This window comes from Flavobacterium muglaense, from assembly GCF_014305155.1.
In the GTDB taxonomy this organism is placed as follows: Bacteria; Bacteroidota; Bacteroidia; order Flavobacteriales; family Flavobacteriaceae; genus Flavobacterium; species Flavobacterium muglaense.
The window spans coordinates 1-23,896 of record NZ_JACRUK010000016.1; the positions used below are offsets into that span (position 1 = coordinate 1).

Genomic DNA, 23,896 nt, shown 5'->3' on the forward strand with positions numbered 1-23,896 from the left:
TCTTTGCATTTAAACAAGAAAAAGTAGCTCTAAATACCTCTGTTTTATTGGATTTGCAATTTTTCAGCAAGCCCTAAATAATCCGAGTCGTCTGAGTAAAGAGGAGGGAAGTAGGTTATTTTTATTTCGGTAGTTCGCTTTCCAAAACATTTTAAAAAGTGCGGTATAAAAGTATCGTCATTTACAAATGCATCCGATTGTACTTTATAGTCGATCGCTACAGGGATTATAGCTGCTTCTATTTGAGTAGCTGTTTTGAAGGATCCGGAGTTAAAAAGCAAAGTAGTGGGTTGAATTCCAGTTGTTCCTTCGGGGAAATTGATGATTGATGAGCCTTCGGTTATTGTTTTCTTGATAATTTCACAGGTTTTATTGCGACTATCTTGACAGGCTCGCTCAACAAATACAACTCCTGATATTTTACATAAATAACCAATTAGGGGCCAGGAAGCCACTTCTTTTTTTCCTACAGGATAGGCATGAATATGACTCACAATTAAAATTGGGTCAAAATACGAGCGGTGATTGGCTACTATTAAACCAGGTGTAGTAGGTAAATCTCCATAGATGGTCGTTTTGATTCCTAAAATTTTAATGGTTATTTTTAGTATGAAATCGCGTAGTACAAGCGCGTTTTGATTCTTGGTTTTTTCATTCCAAAAAAGACTTACTACGTAAAAAGTAAAAGAAAAGAAAGAAACGTACAGTATAAAGATGATTAATCTCAAAAGCCCACGGAGGAATGATAACATAAGTTGATTTGTAAGAGCGTAAATCTACTATTAATTCTTTAATAACCTAATCTCTACTTATCGATTACTATCGTGAACGTGAGTTTGGGTGTCATTATTCCATAAGGTAAGAATATCTGTACCTACTGCAGCACCACTACCGGCTGCAATTGCAAGCTGGCTTCTCCATCCTGCGAGAGTTCCTATAACATAAACTCCATCGGTAACTTTATGATCAATGTTTTTGAGTTGGATGCGCTGTTTTGCGGCTAATGATTTTTGATGTGGTTCCAGATATTGCATCATTCCTTCAATGGCAAAGGTGTTCGCGGCTCCTATCCCGATTACTACCATTTTGCTGCTGTATTTTGCTTTGTTTGTTGTAATGGTCAAGTTTGGATAAGTGCCTTCTATTTTTAGAACCTTTTCGTTTGAAATTTGAGTAATATGCGGGTAGGAAGTTGCTAATTGAGCTGTGCTTTCTACTAATAAAGTAGCGCCTAAAGTTCCTGCTGGTATGCCGTATGCATTATTGAAAACAGCATCTTGAAGTGAAGAAGCTTTTTGGTGGGTAAAAATTCCGATTTTCTTATCAGTGACAAAAGTTTTGTTGTGGGCTGAGCCCAAAATAAGTGCGCAGGACACGCCTGAAACACCGCTACCAATGATTAATACGTCAAACATATTATAGTTTGTCGTTCATTTTTTCTTCAATCTTTTTGGACATTCTAAAGATCAGCAGAATTAATACGGCACAAAATGAAGCTGCAATTCCAATAAAAGCAACTACGCTATCTCCTTGAAAAGGGTGTTTGAAATCTAACAAAGTAATATTGAAAACAATAAGGGCTAGTGCTAGAACTACTAATATGCTAGTAAAGATTTTCATAAGGTTGTTTTTTATAGTCTGAAATATAAAAATAAAGTTCAGCTTTTTTTAAAATAGTAGTCTCTAATTTTTTTGATCTTAGAGATTGTATTAGGGGGTAAATTTATAAAAAAAAATACTAGACAAACAAACCTTTAACATTAGCACCGAATAATTTAACAGCAATGGCTAATAATACTACCCCAAAAACCTTTCTGATAACCCCAAGCCCTGATTTTCCTAACATTTGTTCAATCTTTGATGAGGATTTTAAAACAAGATATACCACGACCATATTCAATAAAATTGCGATAATAATATTGATTGTGTGGTATTGTGATTTTAAGGATAGTAATGTAGTCATGGTTCCTGCTCCGGCGATTAATGGGAAAGCAATGGGTACAATAGAAGCTGTTTTTGATTCGTCTTCGTCCTTGTAAATTCGGATTCCTAAAATCATTTCTAAAGCTAGAAAAAATAAGACAAAGGATCCTGCTACTGCAAATGAATTAACGTCTATTCCCATGATGTTAAGCATCTCTTCTCCTACGAATAGAAACATAATCATGATGATCATGGCGGCTATAGTAGCTTTTTCAGACTGGATGTGTCCTACTTTAGTTCGCAAATCCACTAAAATCGGGATGCTTCCTAGGATGTCAATTACGGCAAACAATACCATTCCAACAGTGACGATTTCTTTCCAACTTACTTCAAACATTTTTAAATTTTTTAGGGCACAAAAGTACAATTATTTTTGATTTCCTGAAGCTTTGTGTATTGCGTGATTTGTTGTTAATTTTTTAGAAATAAATAGGTTGAATAGGTGGTGGTTTGTAGTAAGTGAAATAAACTTCTTAAATAAAACAGAGTCTGTTTTTTATTGAATTTATAGTGGTTTAATAATAATGAGTTTTAGCAGTTTTTGTTTTGGTCTAATGCGTCTTTCCTTTGCAACTTACTCGCTTTAGTAGTATCTTTGTCGCTTCAATTATTATACAACAATCATGTTTCAATTAGGTAAAACCATCGTTTCAGAAGATATATTAAGTAAAGAATTTGTGTGCAATTTGTCTGCTTGCAAAGGTGCTTGTTGTGTAGATGGTGATGCCGGTGCTCCTTTAAGTCTCGAGGAAACTAAAATTCTAGAAGAAATCTATCCAAAAGTAAAACCATTTTTGCGAAAGCAAGGAATTGCAGCAATTGAGGCGCAAGGAACTTGGGTAACGGGTACTGATGGAGATTTAGAAACACCGCTAATTGATAATAAGGATTGTGCTTATGTCATTTTTGACGGTAAAACGGCACTTTGCGGTATTGAGCAAGCGTATAATCAAGGGTTGATCGATTGGAAAAAACCAGTTTCTTGTCATTTGTATCCCGTTCGGGTAAAAGACTTCACGGAGTTTGCTGCTGTTAATTATGATAAGTGGGATATTTGTGATGCGGCTTGTTCTTTAGGTCAAGAATTAGAAGTTCCGGTATATAAATTTGTCAAAGAAGCTCTTGTGAGAAGATTTGGTGAAGACTGGTATTTAGAGTTGGAACAAGTGGCAAAAGAATTGAAAGATTCGTAGTACAGAATCGATACAATGCTCAAATTGATTTTGGGTATTGATTGTTAAATTAAATCACACAATTACTTACTTTGTTTGTAAATTGGTCTTGAAATATTTTGCTTTTTCGTGCTTTAAGATAATCTCAAAACCCCATATTTTACAGTGTTTTACACGTTTTAACATTTTTTAATTTATTGAATTTCAATATGTTGAATTTTCAATATCTTTTTTTGCATTTTTCGTATTTGTTAAAAACTCAAGCCGATTGTGGATAAGTTTGGCTTTCATTTCTGACTACAAATGACAATCTTTGTAGTGTACCGAATCAGGAATATTTTTGGTATAAATCTTTAAAAAAACACACAACTATAATGTCGCAAATAGAGCCAATTTTACAAGAAAATAAAAACCGATTCGTAATTTTTCCAATTAAGCACCATGATATATGGGAGTTTTATAAATCAATGGAAGCTAGTTTTTGGACTGCTGAAGAAATTGATTTATCACAGGATTTAAACGATTGGAACAATAAGCTTTCTGATGATGAACGTTATTTTGTAAAACACATTCTTGCTTTTTTTGCTGCGTCTGACGGAATTGTAAATGAAAACCTTGCTGAGAACTTTGTAAACGAAGTACAATATGCTGAGGCTAAATTCTTTTACGGTTTTCAGATCATGATGGAGAACATTCATAGTGAAACATATTCATTATTGATTGATACGTATGTGAAAGATGAGGCTGAAAAAGATGAGTTGTTTAATGCATTAGAGGTTTTTCCAGCAATCAAGAAAAAAGCGGATTGGGCTCTGCAATGGATCGAATCGGATTCATTTGCCGAAAGGTTAATTGCTTTTGCGGCTGTAGAAGGAATTTTCTTCTCAGGAGCATTTTGTTCTATTTATTGGTTGAAAAAACGTGGTTTAATGCCAGGTTTAACTTTTTCTAACGAGTTGATTTCTCGTGACGAAGGTGTTCACTGTGATTTTGCGGTACATTTACACAACCACCACTTGGTGAATAAAGTGCCAAAAGAAAGAATTAGAAGCATAATTGTTGATGCCTTAAATATCGAAAGAGAGTTTATTACAGAGTCGCTTCCGGTGAGTTTAATAGGTATGAATGCAGTGCTGATGACACAATACTTAGAGTTTGTTGCTGATAGATTATTAGTAGAGCTAGGTTGTGAAAGAGAATACAATACTACAAATCCATTTGACTTTATGGATATGATTTCGCTTCAAGGAAAAACAAATTTCTTTGAGAAGAAAGTAGCCGAATACCAAAAATCTGGTGTAATGAACACGGATGGTGACGCGCAAAAAATTTCTTTCGACGCTGATTTTTAATCCAGCATCCGAATTATAAAATTAAAGAATACCACATTGAATGGGCTTTTGCGAAAGCGATAGTTTTTAAAAAGTCCTAAATATAAATTTACTTGCTTTTACAGCAGTAGTATTGCTATGCCTTTTTTGCATGGTTTACAAAATTGTAAAAAAAGAGTAGGACAGCGCTGTGGGGTGCATTGTCCAATAAAAAGTAATACAAATAACAAAAAAATAGGAAAGGGATTTTCTGTTTTTAAAAAACCAACAAAAGTATGTACGTAGTAAAAAGAGACGGCCGCAAAGAACCAGTAATGTTTGACAAAATCACAGATAGAATTAAAAAACTATGCTATGGTTTGAATGATTTAGTAGATGCTGTAAAAGTGGCAATGCGAGTAATTGAAGGGCTTTATGATGGGGTCTCAACATCTGAATTAGATAATTTAGCAGCCGAAACTGCCGCTTCAATGACTATTGCGCATCCTGATTATGCTCAATTGGCTGCGAGAATCGCAATTTCGAATTTGCATTCCAATACAACAAAATCGTTCTCAGAAACGATGACAGAAATGTTCAACTACGTAAACCCAAGAAACGGGCAATATGCACCTCTAGTTGCAGATGATGTTTACAAAGTAATTGTTGATAATGCTGAGTTTTTAGACTCACATATCATTTATAATAGAGATTTTAACTACGATTATTTCGGTTTTAAAACATTAGAACGTTCTTACTTATTAAAGATAAACGGAAAAATTGTCGAAAGACCACAACATATGTTAATGCGTGTTTCGGTAGGGATTCACTTAGATGATTTAGAGTCGGTTTTAGAGACCTATGATTTAATGTCTAAAAAATTCTTTACACATGCAACACCTACATTATTCAATGCAGGTACACCAAAACCACAAATGTCTTCTTGTTTCCTTTTATCAATGCAAGATGATAGTATTGACGGAATTTACGATACGTTGAAACAAACGGCAAAAATCTCGCAATCAGCAGGTGGAATTGGATTAGCAATACACAATGTACGTGCTACAGGTTCTTACATTCGTGGAACTAACGGAACTTCAAATGGAATCGTTCCTATGTTACGTGTTTTTAATGATACAGCGCGTTACGTAGATCAAGGAGGAGGAAAGCGTAAAGGAAGTTTTGCTATTTATATCGAAACTTGGCATGCGGATATCTTTGATTTCTTAGACTTGAAAAAGAATACTGGAAAAGAAGAAATGCGTGCAAGAGATTTATTCTTTGCCATGTGGACCTCTGATTTGTTCATGAAACGTGTACAAGAGGACGGAAACTGGACTTTAATGTGTCCTAATGAATGTCCAGGTTTGTATGATGTTTATGGAGATGAGTTTGAAGCATTGTATGTAAGCTATGAAAAAGCGGGTAAAGGTAGAAAAACGATTAAAGCACATGAATTGTGGGAGAAAATTCTAGAATCTCAAATCGAGACTGGAACACCATACATGTTGTATAAAGATGCAGCTAACCGTAAATCAAACCAAAAGAACCTAGGAACAATTCGTTCATCAAACTTGTGTACTGAGATCATGGAGTATACTTCTCCTGATGAAGTTGCGGTTTGTAACTTGGCATCTCTTTCATTACCAATGTTTGTTGAAAACGGTAAATTTGATCATGAAGCCTTGTTTAATGTAACGAAGCGAGTAACAAGAAACTTGAATAAAGTAATTGACAGAAATTACTACCCAGTAAAAGAAGCCGAAAACTCAAACCTTCGTCACAGACCAATTGGTCTTGGAGTGCAAGGATTAGCGGATGCTTTTATTATGTTGCGCCTGCCGTTTACATCTGATGAGGCTAAGAAACTGAACCAAGAAATTTTTGAAACATTATACTTTGCTGCTGTTACCGCTTCTATGGAAATGGCAAAAGAGGAAGGGCCTTATTCCACTTTCAAGGGTTCACCAATGTCACAAGGAGAATTCCAACACAATATGTGGGGAATGAAAGACGAGGAATTATCAGGACGTTGGGACTGGGCTTCTTTGCGTAAAGAAGTAGTAGAGCACGGAGTTCGTAACTCATTATTAGTGGCGCCTATGCCTACAGCTTCGACTTCACAAATCCTTGGAAATAACGAGGCATTCGAACCATATACTTCTAATATTTACACGCGTCGTGTGCTTTCTGGAGAGTTTATTGTGGTAAACAAGCATTTATTACACGATTTAGTAGAGCTAGGATTGTGGAACGAAACTTTGAAGCAAGAATTGATGCGCAACAACGGATCAGTTCAAGATTTGAATATTCCGCAAGACTTAAAAGAATTGTACAAAACAGTTTGGGAAATGTCTATGAAAGATATTATCGATATGTCTCGTCAACGTGGATATTTTGTAGATCAATCACAATCATTGAACTTGTTCATGCAAAACGCCAACTATTCTAAATTAACGTCCATGCATTTCTATGCTTGGCAATCAGGATTGAAAACGGGAATGTATTATTTAAGAACAAAAGCTGCGGTAGATGCTATTAAATTTACATTAAACAATGATAAAAAAGTAGAACCAATCGAAATCACATCAAAACCAGCTCCTGCTCCAGTAGCAGCCGCAGTTGAGATGACAGTCGACGAATACAAAGCCATGATCGAACTAGCTAAAAATGCTGGTCCAGAAGATTGTGAAATGTGTGGGGCTTAATTTAACAGCTTCATTTAACATAAAAAAGCAGCTATCAAGTATTTGGTAGCTGCTTTTTTTTGGAGCTATTTCCTGCTTTCCGTTGCAATCTTTTTATTTTTAAAGAAAAAATAAAAAGGATTTTCACTGCAATCAGGGCTAATAAAACAGGTTTTGTGCTTTTTATAGAACAATCATTGTGTTGTTTAATGATCAGCTGAATACTAATTATTGGTACATGCTGAAAAAAACAATTCGTCTTAGAAATTATATTTGTACAAATTTGTTCTATTCAAAACGAATGCAGTGAATTATGAAAATTGAAGATTTATCAAAATACAGTAATGCCGAAAAAAATGTTTTGGCTGAACAATTGTGGGATAGTGTTTCTAAAGAACAATTCGAGATTTCAGCGGATGTAAAAAACGAATTGGATATTCGAATTAAGAATTTAGAAACAGGAAATACCGAGTTATATACATGGCAACAAGTTAAAAGTCATTTGAAACACATTAGTTAATATATAGAAATCTTACTGTTTTAAAGTCAAATTTAAAAAATAAAAGCCCCCGATTTAATTTTTAAATTGGGGGCTAATTGTTTCAATTAGTTATGTACTTGGCTTAGTTATTTAATTAAACAGTCGTTGCGCTCACCGCAACTCTCATTTGTTTAGCAGCATGAACCATGGCTATTAAAGCTTTTTTAGTTTCATCCCAATGACGTGTTTTTAGACCGCAATCTGGATTTACCCACAGCTGATCTACAGGGATTACAGCAGCAGCTTTCTCTAATAAATGGACCATTTCTTGACTTGAAGGAACACGTGGAGAGTGAATGTCATATACTCCAGGTCCTATTTCGTTAGGGTATTTAAAGTCGGCAAAAGCGTCTAGTAATTCCATTTGCGAACGCGAACATTCAATCGTGATCACATCGGCATCCATATCAGCAATATTCTGAATGATATCGTTAAATTCACTGTAGCACATATGCGTATGAATTTGTGTATCATCACTCACCCCGCTCGCGGAAATTCGGAAAGCTTTTATTGCCCAATCCAGGTAAGCAGCCCATTCTTCTTTACGCAATGGCAATCCTTCTCTAATGGCAGGTTCGTCAATTTGTATGATTTTAATTCCTGCTTTCTCCAGATCGACCACTTCATCACGAATTGCCAAAGCTATTTGAGTACAGGTTACTGATCTTGGTTGATCATTACGTACAAACGACCATTGCAAGATGGTTACTGGACCAGTCAGCATTCCTTTGACCCATTTTGGCGTAAGCGATTGTGCAAATTCAGCCCATTTTACAGTCATTGGTTGTGGTCTCGAAACATCACCATAAATAACAGGAGGCTTCACGCAACGGCTACCATAACTTTGAACCCAACCGTTTTTTGTAAAAGCAAATCCATCCAGTTGCTCACCAAAGTACTCGACCATATCATTACGTTCAAACTCTCCATGAACAAGAACATCAATACCTGATTCTTCCTGGAAACGAATCGTTTCTTCGGTTTCTTTACGAATAAGATTGTCGTACTCAATAGGGGATAATTCACCTTTTTTAAATTTGGCTCTCCAGCTACGCACTTCAGCCGTTTGCGGAAAAGAACCTATCGTAGTTGTTGGGAATAAAGGCAATTGTAAAGCATTAATTTGAAGTTGTCTTCGCACTGAAAACGTATTGTTTCGTTGTGAATCTGACGCAACAATATTGGCAACTCTATTTTTAACGTCCTTGTTATGAATTATGGTTGCTTTTTTTCGGTTGTCATTTGCAAGCGTGTTTTCTTCAAAAATAGCTTGATCATTTTCGGTAATTTCACCCGAAACTAGATTGCGTAGTACGACAACTTCGTCTACTTTTTGTTTGGCGAAAGCCAGCCATTGTTTTACTTCGGCAGTTAGGGTTGCTTCGTTAGTTTCTAAATCCAGGTCGCAAGGGGAGTGAATCAAGGAACAAGATGGTGCAATTAAAACGCGATCAGACCCAAGAGCATCAACAGCTTTTTGAATTAGAGCTACTGATTTTTTGAAATCGTTTTTCCAAATATTTCTTCCGTCAATAACTCCAAGAGAAAGTGAAGTCGTTTCGGCTAATAAATTAGATTCTAAAATATCATCTAACTGCAACGGGCAACGTACTAAATCTAGATGAAAAGTATGTACGGGTAGGGATAAGGCTGTAGCCAAATTTTCTCCAAAACAATCAAAATAATTGGCTAGAATGATTTTTATCTGAGGGAATTTTTCGTTGATTTGAGTGTAAGTAGTTACTAAAGCGGCTCTTTCAGTATCAGAAAGATTCAAGGCAAGAAATGGCTCGTCAAACTGAACGTATTCAACTTGCTCCTCTTGCAGTTTTTGTAAAATTTCGAAGTAAACCGGAAGTAGTTTATTAATCAGGTCAATTCTATGAAAACCTTCTTGTTTTTCTTTTCCTAAAAGTAAGTAAGAAACTGGCCCTATAATTACCGGTTTTGTTTGAAAACCTGCCGCTTTTGCTTCTTTGTATTCGTCAATAATTTTTTCAGAAAACAAACTAAATTCTTGATCTTTAGTAAATTCAGGTACGATATAATGGTAGTTCGTGTCAAACCACTTCGTCATTTCCATGGCTGCAACGTCTTGACCTTCTTTTTGTGCGCCTCTTGCCATAGCAAAATACAAATCGAGAACCGAATTCTCTTTTGCGAAAGCGGAATAGTGCTCCGGAATCACGCCTAATGTCAATGACAAATCGAGAACTTGATCGTAAAATGAAAAGTCATTTGACGGAATCAAATCAATGCCAGCCTGAGATTGTAGTTTCCAGTTTGCAATTCGGATCTCTTTTCCTGTTGCTATAAGTTCATCGGCAGTGATTTTTCCTGACCAATACAATTCACTTGCTTTTTTTAATTCTCTGTTGCTGCCTATTCTTGGGAACCCTAAGTTATTTGTTTTCATGTTTTTTAGTATTTATTTCTAAGCAAAGGTATAAGCTTAGTGTTAATTACTTAATTTTACGCTATAACTAAGTAATATGAACTGCATGTTGTTTTTTACGCAGAACTTATTATTGTTTAGTAGTACAAAAAATAACTTTAGCAGTAAAAAACACTATGGAAAACTTAGATGCAACCGACATACAGATTTTAAAACACCTTCAAGAAGACTCAAATATCAATATAAAAGACCTTGCGAGTAAGTTATTTTTAACAGCGACTCCTATTTATGAGCGCATTAAAAGACTGGAAAGAGAAGGTTATATCATGAAATATGTAGCGCTATTGGACAAACAAAAAATGAATTTGGGCATGATTGTTTTTTGTAATGTGCGGTTAAAAGAACACGCTCGCAACGTAGGGAGCAATTTTGTGCGGGATATTGTAGCATTGCCCGAAATTATAGAATCGTATAATATTGCGGGCGATTATGATTTTATGTTAAAGATACTGGTCAAGGATATGGCGAGCTATCAAGATTTTGTAATGAATAAACTCTCTACAATTGAAAACATTGGGAATACCCAAACCATTTTTGTGATGGGCGAAATCAAGCACAGTACCGCGTTGAATTTTTAGATAAATCAAGTCATAAAAAAAGGAAACTAGTACAGTTTCCTTTTTTTTAGTATAGAATAACCCGTTGGGTATAATTCAATTTTAAGACTTTTTAACCACATAGAAGTATCCATTTTGTAACTTTTAAAAGGCGTTCAACTCTCTTATAGAAGAGCTGAGCTATGTGAGCTCAAGAATTGAGCTATCGCTCTCTTTTTTTCTATGTTTCTATGCGGTTAAATTTTGTGTTTATTTGATTGTGGATAATGGCTTAGTCCAGACTTACAAAACCGTAAACGGATTCACGCCTTCATTTACTTCTTCGATCGTTTGTCCTGTTTTTACGTTCTCCAGTTTTAAGTCAAATAAACCTTTATGGTTGGTGGCTATTTTAAGACCGTTAGCAAAATTTTGCCAATCATCCCAACTCGTTTCAATACCGCCCACAGGAATAATGCTAACCCACATTTGCCACGCTTTTGGCATGTAATTTTGATCTACAAACCATAAGTAAGAATCTCCAGGAGTACTACCGCCAGAGGCGTAAGTAATCAATAAAGCCTCTTGATTATCCTGAATTACGATGCTTCTAGTAGTTCCGGCATCACGCAATTTAAAAGGTGCAATAAGCCAGAAGGAATCGTTATTGAAATAATCATTTGCTTTTTTAATCACTGCTGTTTTATCATTTTCAGTTAAGGGTTTGTTATTTTTATATGCAACACCTTCTAGTGTTTTGTTGTTGTAAATCACTTTAGTGTCGTCCCATTTTACTTGAACTAGATTTTGTTTTTTGTCCCACACATAATGATGGATTCCTCTAAATGTAAAAGCAATTGCGGCGGTACTATCCCAAGCTTTTTGATTTATTGCTGTTTGGATTTTATCAGTAAGCGCTTCGGCTTTTATTCCTGCTTCACCTTCTGGTAATGGTTTGCTAGAAAAATATAGGAATGCAGCAACCGAGAGAATTAATACAAGGGCAATAGCGCCTATTATTTTGAAAATTTTTTTCATCAGGAATCTGTTTTGTAATTTATAATAATCTCAAAGGTACTGAAATCAGGCCGTTTTTAAACCCTGTTTCTAGATTTGTTCCCATACAACAAAGGGTTTAGCTTTTTACAGCCAAACCCTTTGCGTCCTAATTGTGGTGGTATATAAAAGTGGTATTTCTTATTTAATCGCAGCCCATTTTTTATCGATCTCACCTAAGTATTTTGCTTCGTCTTTGTTCCAGATATCAAGTGTGTTTACTTGTGATCCATTAAAATCTCCGTTGAAAAACAAATACAATTTGTTGTCTACAATTTTAAAAGTTTCAGGATTGATAGAGAATTTAGAATCTTTCTCAGCTACACCCCAAGCACAGTATCCATTAACTTGTGGCAAGTATTTTTTAGGATTTGCTTTGAACGCTTTTGCATTTTCTTTAGACGAAAAGTGGTACGTGATTTTGTCATTTTGTTCTGTAAAATCGGCAGTTCCTTTTACTGCTTTATGGTCTTTTTGATAAGACACTACATCGTATCCACCAATTGCTAAACCTGATTTGTCAATTGCATCTACTTGTGCAAAAATTCCGTTTGAAAATAAAGCAATAAATGCTACTAGTACTGTTGATTTTAAATTTTTCATTTGTTTAATTTTAATTATTTGTATTTGTAATGGTTGTAATTCGGTTTTAGGTTAAGCAGTTACAGCTTCAGTAATAAGCTCTTGTGCTTTTTCAATATTCCACTCGCCTTCAATCATGCGGTGTACGTAGCAGGCGTCGGCTTGTTTTAGTAATTCTGTTTTTTGTTCAGCAGTTAGGTCGCCTTCAATTTTAATTTTGGCCGTCACATTCGATGTTAATTTACCACCTTCTCCACGTTTCACGTTCAGCTCAAATTCTCCATCTACTTCACCTATTGTCCAATTGTTTTTTCTAGCAATGTATCTTACTGTAGCCACTTTGCACATTGCAATACTAGACAAGATTAAATCCTCGGGTGAAAACCCCAAATCAGTTCCTGCGCTAGTTTTAGGTTCATCACCCAAAATACCGTGTCTACCGTTTGTTATCAAGGATTGGTATCCTGTAGGTAGGTTTTTGATGTTTATTTTCTTTCCCATGGTCTTAGCTTTTTATAATGTTAGTTAAATGGCTGGTCATAATCGACTTACTTTGTACGCCGTTTTGAGTGCCTACAATTTCTCCGTTTTTAAAGTAGAATAAAGCAGGAATACTTCTAACTTTAAATTGAGCAGCTAGCTCTGGGTTTTTGTCCACATTGATTTTTGAAATCACCGCTCTACCGTCAAAGTCATTGGCTAATTCCTCTAGTGCAGGATGCAAGGCTTTACAAGGCCCACACCAGTCAGCAAAAAAGTCTACTAGAACCACATCATTATTATTAATGGTCGAATCAAAGTTGGTTTTATCTAAATGTTGTATCATCTTAATTGTTTTTATGTTTTATACCAATACGATTTATAAAATTCCAATTGTCAGTTCGAGCAGAGTCGAGAACTACCAGTAGATCTTGACTGCGCTCGATCGGACAAAGTGGTATTAGTTTTATTGAATGAATTAAAAATTATAGTGCTGGAGCAAGAGGGAAATCAATTGCAAAATCAGCTAGGTTATGAATGTAATTGCTCACAATTTTATCACCTACAACAATCACCACATCAATCATATTTACCTCGGTATAACCAGCGTTAAAAAAGGCAGTTTTAGATTCAGGAGTTGCTTTTCCTTTGTTCTCAACTACTGATGCTGTAAATTTCACTAAAGCATCTAGCTTCGTGTCAAAAGCCGCCGATCCTTTACGTAATTCAATCACTTGGTCGTCTGTAAAACCATTCATTTTTCCAAGAACAGTATGTGCCGACTGGCAATAGTTACAACCATTTATTTGGCTTGTGATTAAGTTAACCACTTCTCTTTCTTTTGCTTTTAGGCTACTTTTTCTATTTTGAAAAGCCAAGTAATCTCCTAAAGCCGTTTCGCTTTTTGCGAAATAAGCGTATAAATTAGGTACAAATCCTAACCCTTTTTCTAGGTTATCAAAAATTGCTTGATTGTTTGCAGATACTTCTTCTCTTGTTGGTACGTTAAATGTTGACATGTTTTTTTATTTTTTAGTTTGAATTAATAATTATATAAATAAGTTGCTTTCGTTACAGTAGTAATCTGTGATGGCCATGTTTTGGCAAAAACTTTCTTGATTTACTGCAATTAATTGCGGTGTTTTTTTAGTTGATTTCAGGCCTAGAATACTTGAAAAGCCTTCGATAATAGTATGTATTGTTTTCATAATTGCTGTTGTTTCAGTTTGATGGTACAAAGGTGCGACGAAAGCAAGCCTTGAAGTTAGGTCGCATTTCCCGCACAGTTGTCTATTCTTCCCTTTTGGTGATTTTTGGAGTAAAAAAGCTGTTTTTGTTTAGTTTTAGAAGCAGAAACTAGATTGCTTTCAAGAAAATTGGTCCCGCTTTCCGTTGCAATCTTTTTATTTTTAAAGAAAAAATAAAAAGGATTTCCACTTCAATCGGGGCTAAGCGATGACGTTTGGTTTTTTATGAGAAGTCATTGCGAAGAAGCACGCAATTATACTAAGTAAGGAATTTAGATTATAGTGGTGATTGTCAGTTCGAGCGGAGTCGAGAACCGCAATTGTATCTCGACTCCGCTCGATATGACCAAAACAGGTTTGACTATACCTTCGTGATTATTGATTTTGGTATGTAACACCACTAACAGCTGTTAATAAATATGATTGTCAGTTCGAGCGGAGTCGAGAACCGCAATTGTATCTCGACTCCGCTCGATATGACAAAAATAGGTTTATCTATAGCTTCATAATTATTGATTTTGGTATGTAACACCACTAACAGCTGTTGATAAATCTCATTGTCAGTTCGAGCGGAGTCGAGAACCAGTATTGCATCTCAACTCCGCTAGATTTGACTAAAACAGGTTTGACTATGCCTTCGTGTTTATTGATTATGATATGTATTACCACTAACAGTTGTTAATAAATCTGATTGTCAGTTCGAGCGGAGTCGAGAACCAGTATTGCATCTCAACTTCACTCGAGCTGAGAAAAACAGGTTGACCATACCTCCGCGTATATTGATTAGGGTAGGTATATCACTACTATCAGTTGTTAATAAATCACATTGTCAGCTCGAGCGGAGTCGAGAACTATCATTGCATTTCGACTCCGCTCGATATGAGAAAAACTGCTTTGTCTAAATCTTTGCGTTTATTAATTATGATATGTAAAACCACTAACAGTTGTTATTAAATCTCATTATTAGTTAGAGCGGAGTCGAGAACCATCATTATATCTCGACTCCGCTCGATATGACAAAATCAAGAAATAAAGTACAGCTGTAATTGAAACTCACAAGCGCCCTAGCCCGGATAGAAGCGGCATCCTTTTATACTGGTGTTCAGTATAAAAGATAAAGCGGATAGCTGGATTAGCTCCTGAAAAAACAAATTTACATTGCCTTTTTAAACTCAGATGGGGAGCTGCCTTCTACTTTTTTGAAAAACCTACTGAAGGATTGAATGTCTTCGTAACCAATTTCGTAAGCAATCTCTTTGATGCTTTTGTCAGAGTAACGAAGTAGTCGGCGCGCTTCAAGAATAGTGCGGTTTTGAATGATTTGTAAAGGCGATTTTTCGTTGTATTTTTTGAATAAATTCGATAAAGTTTTCGGACTTTTATTCAGCATTTCAGCATAATCAGCAACTTGGTGTTTGGTCTTAAAATGAGTTTCAACAAGGTAATTGTATTCTCTAACAATGTCCAGTTGTTTTTTGTCAAATGAAGTCAATTCGGTTTGTTCTTTGTACACACGCGTGCATAAAATAAGCAGGCGCTTTAACATCATTTGTAACATATCGTTTTGCAAATCGTCTTTCGAAACCATTTCGATAGCAAACATTTTCCATAGAATTTCAAATTTCTCCATTTCTTCATCGGGAATGGTGATTTTAGGAAACTGCGAAGCGCCAAAGAACAAAATCCCCTTGCAACCTACCTCGCTATCGTGATCCGCAATACAGTAAAAAGCCCTGTTGAATCGTATCATACGCGCTTTTGTGACTTTTAAAACTTCGACTTTATGGTATTCGGTTAAAAATAAAACCGAATTGGCCGGAAACAAATGTTCGGTTCCGTCAACGTTAATTTTTAGTTCCTCGATGGTCCAAATGACACTTAATCCTTCGGAGATTTTTTCTTTTAGTAAATCACAGTTGGTAGCGTCAATTTCGGCTAAGCGGATGAATTCATTAAGTTGACCAGTGTAAAGCATAAGCGACTTATTTAGAACTAATTTATAATTTTAAAATGACATTGGCGGTGTTTTCGGCAGCAATTACGGCGCCTTCCATGTAGCCAGGATATTGTTTGGCGGTTTCAGTACCTGCAAAAAACAAGCGATTGTCGCAGTAGGATTCCCTAAATAAAGGATGTCCGTTGTTTTGATGCGGATACATAAAACCAATTTGCTTCGGACTTTTGGTTGCTGTTTCCTTGCTCCAAACCGTCTCTTGATAAGACGTGAATTGTAGTGCTTCCTGACCAAAAACTTTGACTAATTGCAATTTTATTTTTTCTAAACGTTCAGCGGGATTATACATCTCCATACCAGAACTCACAAAGCCACAAAGCGCAAATTTATCCAAACTAGCATTTGACTGATCGTAAAACTCGGTTATGGGGCCCACGTTGCTAAATAAGGTTCCCGAAAATTGCTTGTTGCGCCAGAAAGGAGTGGCGTAAATAAAAGCCACTTTGATTGAATCTTGCATCCAAGTATGGGTTTTACTGGCAATAGCTGTCAGTTTTTCGGGTAAAGTAGGAGTGACGGTAATGTCGTTGGCAAACAAAGCTTGAGGCAAGGTCGAGATCACATAATCAGCCTCAAAATATTGATTTTGAGTCATGATTTTAACTTTGTCATTTTCAAAATGGAGTTGGTTAACCGTTTCGTTTAAGTGAATGGTAACCAAATCTAATTTGTTTTTTAAGCTTTCGACAATTTGGTTTGTTCCGCCCAAAACGCGGTAACTAGGACTGTTTGCCGGAATCTCGATTTCCTGCGCCGCAGCCGCAGAGAATGGTTCGAAATACGAAGTCCCTTGCATGAACTGCTCAAAATAGTCCAGTTCGAGTTCGCTTAACAGTTTTTTGAAATTCACATGAACGTCATTAAACCAAGTAGCTCCCATTTCTACCTGAGCAATATTCGAATGGACGGTATGGATTCGACCACCAATGCGGTCTCTGGTTTCGATAATTTCAATTTCAGATCCTTTGTTTTGCAAGCGATAAGCGGTAAGTAAGCCGCTTAATCCAGCTCCTAATATGATTATTTTTTTAGACATTGTTGATCGTGGTTAAGGATGGTAAAAATACAATCTGTTTTTTTAGAAATAAACAATGAAGCATCAATTTATCAAATTGTGTTATTGTAAGGTTTATAAATCCAACCAAAGCTATTTTATGTTATCCCTATTTCTCTATCTTTGAAAAATAATACAATTATTTAAACCCTACAATTAACAGCATGAACTGGGAACAACTTTTATCATTAAAACGACAAGGCGACACAAGCAAACGATTACGTATAGAGCAGGACGACACCCGATTGGGGTTTGAGGTAGATTACGATCGTATTATTTTCTCGGCTGCTTTTAGAAGTTTACAAGATAAAACTCAGGTAATACCGTTGTCAAAAACCGACTTTGTACACACGCGTTTGACGCATAGTTTAGAGGTTTCGGTAGTGGGGCGTTCTTTAGGGCGGTTAGTAGGGAAGAAAATAATTGAAAAATACCCGCATCTAAAAGAGGTTCATGGCTATCACATGAATGACTTTGGGGCTATTGTAGCTGCGGCTTCACTGGCGCATGATATAGGGAATCCGCCTTTTGGACATTCTGGAGAAAAAGCCATAGGAGAGTATTTTTCTATTGGAAACGGGAAACAATACAAAGACCAATTGTCTAATAAAGAATGGCAAGATCTAATTGATTTTGAAGGAAACGCTAATGGATTTGCGGTATTAACAGCAAGTCGCCCCGGAATTGAAGGTGGATTGCGAATTTCGTATGCCACTCTTGGTGCGTTCATGAAATACCCAAAGGAAAGTTTGCCTAAAAAACCAACCAAGGATATTGCCGATAAAAAATACGGTTTCTTTCAAACAGATAAAAATTTTTTTGAGGCTGCAGCCAAAGATATGGGCATGATCCCAAATAAATCAGGAGACAATATTGGATTCGAAAGACATCCACTGGCATATTTAGTTGAAGCTGCCGATGATATTTGTTATACTATAATTGATTTTGAGGACGGAATCAATCTTGGTTTAGTCTCGGAGGATTTTGCTTTAGAATATTTAATAAAATTGGTAAAGGACAGTATTGATACTTCAAAATACAAGACTTTAGAAACCAAAGAAGATAGAATTAGTTATTTGCGTGCATTAGCAATTGGTAGTTTGATCAATGATGCAGTAAAAGTTTTTATCGATAATGAAGAAGCGATTTTGAACGGAAAATTCCCGTATGCTTTAACAGATAAAAGTAAGTACAAGGCACAGATGGATGATATTATCAAAATCAGTGTGAATAATATTTATCAAAGTCGAGAGGTAATCGAAAAAGAAATTGTGGGCTACCAGATTATACAAACCTTACTGGATAAATTTATTACCGCTTATGATAATAAATTCAACGGTAAAGCATCAAATTATGATGCACTTATCTTAAAAATGCTACCAGAAAAGCACCATTTAGAAAAAGAAAACCTGTACGAAAGATTGTTGCATATTTGTCATTATATTTCCTTGCTTACAGATGGAAATGCGTTAGAGCTATTCAATACAATCAACGGAAAGAAAGGAGTTTAGTTTTAGAAAAGATAAACTATTCCTACTCCTAGCACTTGCTTTAATTGCAGTTTTGGACCAACGGTGATTTGTGTACCGTCAATATTTTCTTTCGCTTTGATGTCATCATCATAAATGAAATGTGCTCCTATGTTAGTACGTATGTGCGAGTTTACAATTAAGTCTAGGGAAAGGTCGTAATCGATATCTACATTACCAAAACGGTTGATGTAGTCAGAGTATAAACTCAGTTTGTTTTCGATGGTTACGTTCTTTACAATTTCTTTTTTGTAATACGCGGTTAGTAAAAAACCAAGTTCAATTTTTGATTTTTCTCCTTCTCGTACAAGGTTTCCGCTGCTATCATAAACCGCTTTAACCACCCCAAAAGTCCCCAAGTTAGCTAATCTTTGATCTAATACAAAAGTCATTTTTGATGTAAAAGGAGATAGATAAAGCATGCGGTCTTTCTTTTTAGTAGCGTATTCAGCTCCTAGTCCTAGGAAAACATATGCGGGTGCAAATGGTTTAGAGACTGATATCTCTTTGTTTGGATATGCATAACCATTTGTGAATTGCGTGTTGAAATTGAATTTTGCAGTATGGTACCAGTTGGAAATCGTGTCATTTCTATATCCAAAAGCCGAGTTGAATTGAAAAACATCATCCGTTTTTCTAAGCTCGATTCCGTCTTGCTTGTTCAGTCCATAACGCATGATTAATTCGTTTGACCAGTTATAATTATCCTTGGTGTAAATGCGTTTGAATTGCGTTTTTAGTAAGCCAGAAATAGAACTTGTTCCACCAGCATTCCAGTTTACAAAAGCAATCTCAGAAATATCAAATCCTATTTTATTTTTTTTTGTCCAGTTCGAAAGCGTGTCTTTTGCGTGTGGATCTATTGGTAAGGTGGTGATTATTTTTTGCGAAAAGGCAGTAAATGATACTAAAAATAAGAGGCAAATACTAACAAATAATTTGGTCATAATTTTTGGGTTAAGGGGCGCAAAATAATTATTTTCATTTAGTTGAAAAAATTAATTCCAAACTTTTAACGTCTAATTTGCATAATTGTTGTAATTCGGTTACCGTTCCTTGTTCGATAAACACATCAGGAACACCCAATGTTTTAATAGGGATGTTGTAATTATGTGCCGACGCAAACTCTAGAATTGCTGTTCCAAAGCCACCTATTATTGCTCCGTCTTCAATAGTTATTATAGATGAGAATTGAGTAAATATTTGATGTAATTCTTTCTCGTCCAAAGGCTTAATGAACGGAAAGTCATAGTGGGCTATGTCATTTGGGTTATTTAAATTAGCTAAGGCCTCGGTAACGTTTTTTCCTATAGTACCATTTGATAAAACGGCAGTTATTGTTCCGGTTTTTAAGCAATTTGCTTTCCCAATTTCGATACTATTATTATTTCCTAAATGGTTTGATTGCCAATCAACGGTTACGCCACGACCTCTGGGGTAGCGGATAGCGATCGGATTATTAAGGCCTAGTTGAGCGGTGTATAGTATGTTTTGAAGTGCAATTTCGTTCAACGGCGCGTAAATTATCATGTTAGGAATACAACGCAAGTAGGCAATATCATAGAGCCCATGATGTGTTGCTCCATCTTCTCCTACAAGGCCTGCGCGATCCAAACAAAAAATCACGGGTAGATTTTGAATAGCGACATCATGAATTACTTGATCGTATGCGCGTTGTAAGAAAGTGGAATATATATTGCAATATACAATCATTCCTTGAGTCGCCATTCCTGCAGCAAGTGTTACGGCATGTTGCTCAGCAATTCCCACGTCAAAAGCACGATTAGGTAAAGCTTCCATCATGAATTTTAGCGAGCTACCAGAGGGCATTGCCGGCGTGATCCCGATTATTTTTTCGTTCTTAAGAGCCAAGTCTAATACGGTCAAGCCAAAAACGTCTTGGTATTTTGGAGGAAGGTTTTCTTCTGATTTAGAGTGAATTTCTCCAGATTTGGCATCAAATTTTCCAGGCGCATGGTATTTTACCTGATCTTCTTCGGCTTGTTTTAATCCTTTTCCTTTGGTAGTGATGATATGAAGGAATTTTGGCCCTTTTATTTTTTGTAAGCGTTTTAGTTCTTTGATAACTGCAAAAATATCGTGACCGTCAATAGGTCCTGAATAATCAAAATTCAATGATTTGATCATGTTGTTTTGCTTCGGATTTTTTCCGTTTTTAACCGACGTCAAATAGTTTTTTAAGGCGCCCACGCTAGGATCAATTCCGATGGCGTTGTCATTTAAAATGACTAATAAATTAGCATCAGTAACGCCTGCATGATTGAGTCCTTCAAATGCCATTCCTGATGCGATTGAAGCATCACCTATTACGGCAATATGTTGTTTGTTGAGGTCTCCTTTTAAGTTGGATGCGATTGCCATTCCTAATGCTGCTGATATAGAAGTAGAGGAGTGGCCTACGCCAAAAGCATCATACTCACTTTCACTTCTTTTTGGAAATCCAGAGATCCCGTTTAGTTGTCGGTTGGTATCAAAGTTTTCTCTGCGGCCTGTTAGTATTTTATGTCCATATGCTTGATGTCCTACATCCCAAATCAATAAATCATCGGGTGTCTTGAAGACATAATGTAAAGCAATGGTAAGTTCTACAACACCAAGACTGGCGCCAAGGTGGCCTTCTTTTACCGATACGATATCAATAATAAAATCGCGTAATTCTCTAGCAACTTGAGGAAGTTGTAATTCATCTAGTTTGCGTAAATCCGTTGGGTAATAAATGCTTGAAAGTAAATTATCTGCCATAAAGCAAATTTACTGTTTTCTACTGAAAATTGTATTCATTTGAAAGTGTTATTGTGTAATTATTATCGATTCAATATGGGAAGCCAGTTTGGTTTTAAATAGCGTTTTCTTGATGGTATCTGTTCTAATATTTAAAGTTATTAGGTATAAGGATTTTGTTGCTTTTCCATTTTGAGAACCTGGAATCCATTTGTTAGATTGCTCTAAAACGCTTAGTAATTCTAATCCGATATTTGGTTCGATCGTTTTTTTTAGTTTGAAGCTGCTTAGGCTGCCGTCCCTTTCTACAACAAATGTTGCAGCAACAGCACCATTTAAGGCTTTAGTTGTTTTTGGGAAAGTAAAATTTTGTTGCACGAATTCTTTGAATTTTGGCATGCCTCCTTTGTATTCAGGATTCAAATAAAATTCAATACCACCATTGTAAATTACGTCTTCTTCTATAAGGGTGCTGTCCGCTTTTTTAGCTGTAATTTCACCACAGCTGATTGTTTTTGGTTTTTGGAATTTAATTTTGGGAGTAGTGGTTGTACTATTGTCTTCTGACGGTTTGGTTGGGATTTTTTTTGGAGGTAATGATGAACCCGGAATAGCTGTTTTAGACTCAATTGAATCTTCTACTAGTACCACTTTTTCAATTTTTTGTTTGTTTCCGTTTTTATCAGCGCAACTAAAAAGTGTTGTACCCATGGTAATGAATAATACTAATAAAAAAAGTTTATTATACTGTGTTTGATTGTACAAAGATTGAATAGGAATTTCAATAGTCAGTGCATTAAGTTGAGAGCTCTTAAATCTCCCACAAACGTTACTGTTTTTCTGGAAATGTAATTGTATCTCGTTGGGCTCCATATTGGTAAAGTCAACTACAGTTTTAGCGCAACTGTTACAAAACTTACCTATAGCTGTAGGTTTCATTTTGTTCCAGTCCTCGTTGCACGGTACGGGTATGTTGATTTTATATTTTGGATTCATGACGCGTTTTTCACTATTTACAAGTATAAAATTATTCTTTTAGATTAATTATGGTTAAATTTTGTGATTCGGGATATGTTAATGGAGTCGATTTTTGGAACTATTTTTTTGCCAATGAATTTTCTTCGAATGGTGTCGTTTGTGATAGAAATATCAATTTCAATAACAAAGTCTATTGGTCTTCCATTCTCAATTGCAGGATTCCATTTTGTAGATAATTTTAAAGTCTTTACCAATTCGTCACTATTTTCTTGATGGTTTGTTTGGATTATTTTCACATCGCTCAATTCTCCGTTTTGTTTAATAATAAAAGAAGCTTTTAGTTTGTCTATGAGTTTTGGTTCATAATTGTTTTTGATAAAAGTTTCAAACAGTGGCATTCCGCCAACATACTCAGGACTTACACTAATTGACATACCTCCATATATATTATTGTCTTCGTAGATGTCATTACGGTCAGTTACCACTGCGCTAGCTGTAACTTCATTGTGTATAGATTTTACAATTTTTGTAAATCGAATTTTAGTTTTTTTAGTTTTGGGCTTGCCTTTATTCTCTAACGTGTCATTGGCTATGGTTTGAATAGTGTCTGGATTGTTATTTTTTATTTGCGGCGTGTTTACGATTTCAATTTTCTCAATTTTTTGTTTGTTACCATTTTTATCTGCACAACTAAATAAGCTTGTTCCCATTGTAATAAATAGGGCGAGTAAAAATATTTTGTGATAATGAGTCTGTGCATACAAAGTACTATTAGGGATTTGAATTGTCAATCCATTAAGTTTTGATTTTTGGATCCTCCCACAAACGTTTGTGTTTTGTCGCAAATGTTGCACGATCAAGTCTGGCGGCATATTGGTAAAATCAACTACAGTTTTAGCGCAACTGTTGCAAAACCTACCTATAGCTGTAGGTTTCATTTTGTTCCAGTCCTCGTTGCACGGTTCGGGTATGTTGATTTTGTAATTAGATTCCATATTATTCAATTGAATTAATTAAAAGTAAGGAAAAATAATATGAAAATAGTAGCAAAGCAGTATTTTTGTTTTATGATAAATCCTTTCACTGACGAATATTTTATGAAAAAGGCTTTGAATGAAGCCGAGATGGCTTTTGAAAAAGGCGAAATCCCTGTTGGAGCTGTTATTGTAGTTAATAATATCATTATTGCGCGAAGTCATAATTTGACTGAAATGTTGAATGATGTAACGGCCCATGCCGAAATGCAAACCATAACTGCTGCAGCTAATTATCTTGGAGGGAAATATCTAAAAGACTGTACGCTTTATGTAACACTCGAACCTTGCCAAATGTGCGCAGGTGCTTTGTATTGGAGCCAAATTTCTAAGATTGTTTATGGGGCGACTGACTTGCAACGTGGTTTTGAAAAAATGGGTACGCAGCTGCATCCTAAAACAACTGTTGTTCGCGGCGTCTTGGCTGATGAAGCGGCTGAATTGATGAAACGCTTTTTTGCAGAAAGAAGGAAGTGATTTCGATTTTCGAAAATAA

24 protein-coding genes are annotated in these 23,896 nt (G+C 35.8%); 7 read left to right on the forward strand and 17 right to left on the reverse strand.

The window, feature by feature from the left end:
- Positions 1 to 44: 44 nt before the first annotated feature.
- The 4 genes from H8R24_RS08360 to H8R24_RS08375 all read right to left on the reverse strand — a co-directional run bounded on the left by H8R24_RS08360 (position 45) and on the right by H8R24_RS08375 (position 2,320).
- Positions 45 to 752 carry a lysophospholipid acyltransferase family protein gene (locus H8R24_RS08360; protein WP_187018184.1) on the reverse strand — a complete coding sequence of 236 codons (708 nt, stop codon included), beginning with the start codon at positions 750 to 752 and terminating at the stop codon, positions 45 to 47.
- Positions 753 to 809: 57 nt separating this feature from the next.
- The gene (locus H8R24_RS08365) at positions 810 to 1,415 is read right to left on the reverse strand and encodes an FAD-dependent oxidoreductase (protein ID WP_187018183.1); all 606 of its coding nucleotides are present in this window, start codon (positions 1,413 to 1,415) and stop codon (positions 810 to 812) included.
- Position 1,416: 1 nt separating this feature from the next.
- Positions 1,417 to 1,620, reverse strand: a complete 204-nt coding sequence (locus H8R24_RS08370; protein WP_187018182.1) for a hypothetical protein — start codon at positions 1,618 to 1,620, stop codon at positions 1,417 to 1,419.
- 118 nt (positions 1,621 to 1,738) lie between these two features.
- A complete protein-coding gene (locus H8R24_RS08375) occupies positions 1,739 to 2,320 on the reverse strand; it encodes a MarC family protein (RefSeq protein ID WP_187018181.1) in 582 nt (193 codons plus the stop codon).
- Positions 2,321 to 2,606: 286 nt separating this feature from the next.
- On the opposite strand from H8R24_RS08375, the gene H8R24_RS08380 reads away from it, so the two are divergent.
- The 4 genes from H8R24_RS08380 to H8R24_RS08395 all read left to right on the forward strand — a co-directional run bounded on the left by H8R24_RS08380 (position 2,607) and on the right by H8R24_RS08395 (position 7,672).
- Positions 2,607 to 3,176 carry a DUF3109 family protein gene (locus H8R24_RS08380; protein WP_187018180.1) on the forward strand — a complete coding sequence of 190 codons (570 nt, stop codon included), beginning with the start codon at positions 2,607 to 2,609 and terminating at the stop codon, positions 3,174 to 3,176.
- Positions 3,177 to 3,529: 353 nt separating this feature from the next.
- Positions 3,530 to 4,507 carry a ribonucleotide-diphosphate reductase subunit beta gene (locus H8R24_RS08385; RefSeq protein ID WP_187018179.1) on the forward strand — a complete coding sequence of 326 codons (978 nt, stop codon included), beginning with the start codon at positions 3,530 to 3,532 and terminating at the stop codon, positions 4,505 to 4,507.
- Positions 4,508 to 4,761: 254 nt separating this feature from the next.
- A complete protein-coding gene (locus H8R24_RS08390) occupies positions 4,762 to 7,173 on the forward strand; it encodes a ribonucleoside-diphosphate reductase subunit alpha (protein ID WP_187018178.1) in 2,412 nt (803 codons plus the stop codon).
- A gap of 292 nt (positions 7,174 to 7,465) precedes the next feature.
- Positions 7,466 to 7,672, forward strand: coding sequence for an addiction module protein (locus H8R24_RS08395; protein WP_187018177.1), 207 nt, complete (start codon positions 7,466 to 7,468; stop codon positions 7,670 to 7,672).
- A 115-nt stretch (positions 7,673 to 7,787) separates the two neighbouring features.
- On the opposite strand, the gene metE is transcribed toward H8R24_RS08395, so the two are convergent.
- Complete coding sequence (metE, locus tag H8R24_RS08400; protein ID WP_187018176.1) at positions 7,788 to 10,109, reverse strand: 5-methyltetrahydropteroyltriglutamate--homocysteine S-methyltransferase; 2,322 nt, start codon at positions 10,107 to 10,109, stop codon at positions 7,788 to 7,790.
- A gap of 155 nt (positions 10,110 to 10,264) precedes the next feature.
- On the opposite strand from metE, the gene H8R24_RS08405 reads away from it, so the two are divergent.
- Complete coding sequence (locus H8R24_RS08405; RefSeq protein WP_187018175.1) at positions 10,265 to 10,726, forward strand: Lrp/AsnC family transcriptional regulator; 462 nt, start codon at positions 10,265 to 10,267, stop codon at positions 10,724 to 10,726.
- Between the two features lie 261 nt (positions 10,727 to 10,987).
- On the opposite strand, the gene H8R24_RS08410 is transcribed toward H8R24_RS08405, so the two are convergent.
- The 8 genes from H8R24_RS08410 to H8R24_RS08445 form a co-directional block, all read right to left on the reverse strand.
- Entirely contained in the window at positions 10,988 to 11,722 is a 735-nt protein-coding gene (locus H8R24_RS08410; protein WP_187018174.1) for a flagellar basal body-associated FliL family protein, read from the reverse strand.
- 159 nt (positions 11,723 to 11,881) lie between these two features.
- Positions 11,882 to 12,343, reverse strand: a complete 462-nt coding sequence (locus tag H8R24_RS08415; protein ID WP_187018173.1) for a YHS domain-containing (seleno)protein — start codon at positions 12,341 to 12,343, stop codon at positions 11,882 to 11,884.
- A 51-nt stretch (positions 12,344 to 12,394) separates the two neighbouring features.
- Positions 12,395 to 12,823 carry an OsmC family protein gene (locus tag H8R24_RS08420; RefSeq protein WP_187018172.1) on the reverse strand — a complete coding sequence of 143 codons (429 nt, stop codon included), beginning with the start codon at positions 12,821 to 12,823 and terminating at the stop codon, positions 12,395 to 12,397.
- A gap of 4 nt (positions 12,824 to 12,827) precedes the next feature.
- Positions 12,828 to 13,148 (reverse strand): thioredoxin, encoded by a 321-nt coding sequence (trxA, locus tag H8R24_RS08425; RefSeq protein ID WP_187018171.1) that lies wholly within the window; start codon positions 13,146 to 13,148, stop codon positions 12,828 to 12,830.
- A gap of 139 nt (positions 13,149 to 13,287) precedes the next feature.
- Positions 13,288 to 13,821 (reverse strand): carboxymuconolactone decarboxylase family protein, encoded by a 534-nt coding sequence (locus H8R24_RS08430; RefSeq protein ID WP_187018170.1) that lies wholly within the window; start codon positions 13,819 to 13,821, stop codon positions 13,288 to 13,290.
- Between the two features lie 30 nt (positions 13,822 to 13,851).
- Positions 13,852 to 14,010 carry a hypothetical protein gene (locus H8R24_RS08435; RefSeq protein ID WP_187018169.1) on the reverse strand — a complete coding sequence of 53 codons (159 nt, stop codon included), beginning with the start codon at positions 14,008 to 14,010 and terminating at the stop codon, positions 13,852 to 13,854.
- Positions 14,011 to 15,202: 1,192 nt separating this feature from the next.
- Positions 15,203 to 16,024: a helix-turn-helix domain-containing protein gene (locus H8R24_RS08440; RefSeq protein ID WP_187018168.1), complete on the reverse strand. Its 822-nt coding sequence runs from the start codon at positions 16,022 to 16,024 to the stop codon at positions 15,203 to 15,205.
- Positions 16,025 to 16,046: 22 nt separating this feature from the next.
- Complete coding sequence (locus tag H8R24_RS08445) at positions 16,047 to 17,099, reverse strand: flavin monoamine oxidase family protein (protein WP_187018167.1); 1,053 nt, start codon at positions 17,097 to 17,099, stop codon at positions 16,047 to 16,049.
- 182 nt (positions 17,100 to 17,281) lie between these two features.
- Between H8R24_RS08445 and H8R24_RS08450 the strand changes: the two genes are divergently transcribed.
- The gene (locus H8R24_RS08450; RefSeq protein WP_187018166.1) at positions 17,282 to 18,628 is read left to right on the forward strand and encodes a deoxyguanosinetriphosphate triphosphohydrolase; all 1,347 of its coding nucleotides are present in this window, start codon (positions 17,282 to 17,284) and stop codon (positions 18,626 to 18,628) included.
- A gap of 2 nt (positions 18,629 to 18,630) precedes the next feature.
- Here H8R24_RS08450 and H8R24_RS08455 read toward each other — a convergent pair whose 3' ends face one another.
- From H8R24_RS08455 to H8R24_RS08470, 4 genes are read right to left on the reverse strand one after another with little or no spacing between them, the layout of a single operon-like run.
- The gene (locus tag H8R24_RS08455; protein WP_187018165.1) at positions 18,631 to 19,593 is read right to left on the reverse strand and encodes a DUF3078 domain-containing protein; all 963 of its coding nucleotides are present in this window, start codon (positions 19,591 to 19,593) and stop codon (positions 18,631 to 18,633) included.
- A 34-nt stretch (positions 19,594 to 19,627) separates the two neighbouring features.
- Positions 19,628 to 21,409 carry a 1-deoxy-D-xylulose-5-phosphate synthase gene (locus H8R24_RS08460; RefSeq protein WP_187018164.1) on the reverse strand — a complete coding sequence of 594 codons (1,782 nt, stop codon included), beginning with the start codon at positions 21,407 to 21,409 and terminating at the stop codon, positions 19,628 to 19,630.
- Between the two features lie 48 nt (positions 21,410 to 21,457).
- A complete protein-coding gene (locus H8R24_RS08465; RefSeq protein WP_187018163.1) occupies positions 21,458 to 22,384 on the reverse strand; it encodes a hypothetical protein in 927 nt (308 codons plus the stop codon).
- A gap of 44 nt (positions 22,385 to 22,428) precedes the next feature.
- Positions 22,429 to 23,361: a hypothetical protein gene (locus H8R24_RS08470; protein WP_187018162.1), complete on the reverse strand. Its 933-nt coding sequence runs from the start codon at positions 23,359 to 23,361 to the stop codon at positions 22,429 to 22,431.
- Positions 23,362 to 23,433: 72 nt separating this feature from the next.
- Between H8R24_RS08470 and H8R24_RS08475 the strand changes: the two genes are divergently transcribed.
- Positions 23,434 to 23,877 carry a nucleoside deaminase gene (locus tag H8R24_RS08475; RefSeq protein WP_187018189.1) on the forward strand — a complete coding sequence of 148 codons (444 nt, stop codon included), beginning with the start codon at positions 23,434 to 23,436 and terminating at the stop codon, positions 23,875 to 23,877.
- The last annotated feature ends 19 nt before the right edge of the window (positions 23,878 to 23,896 follow it).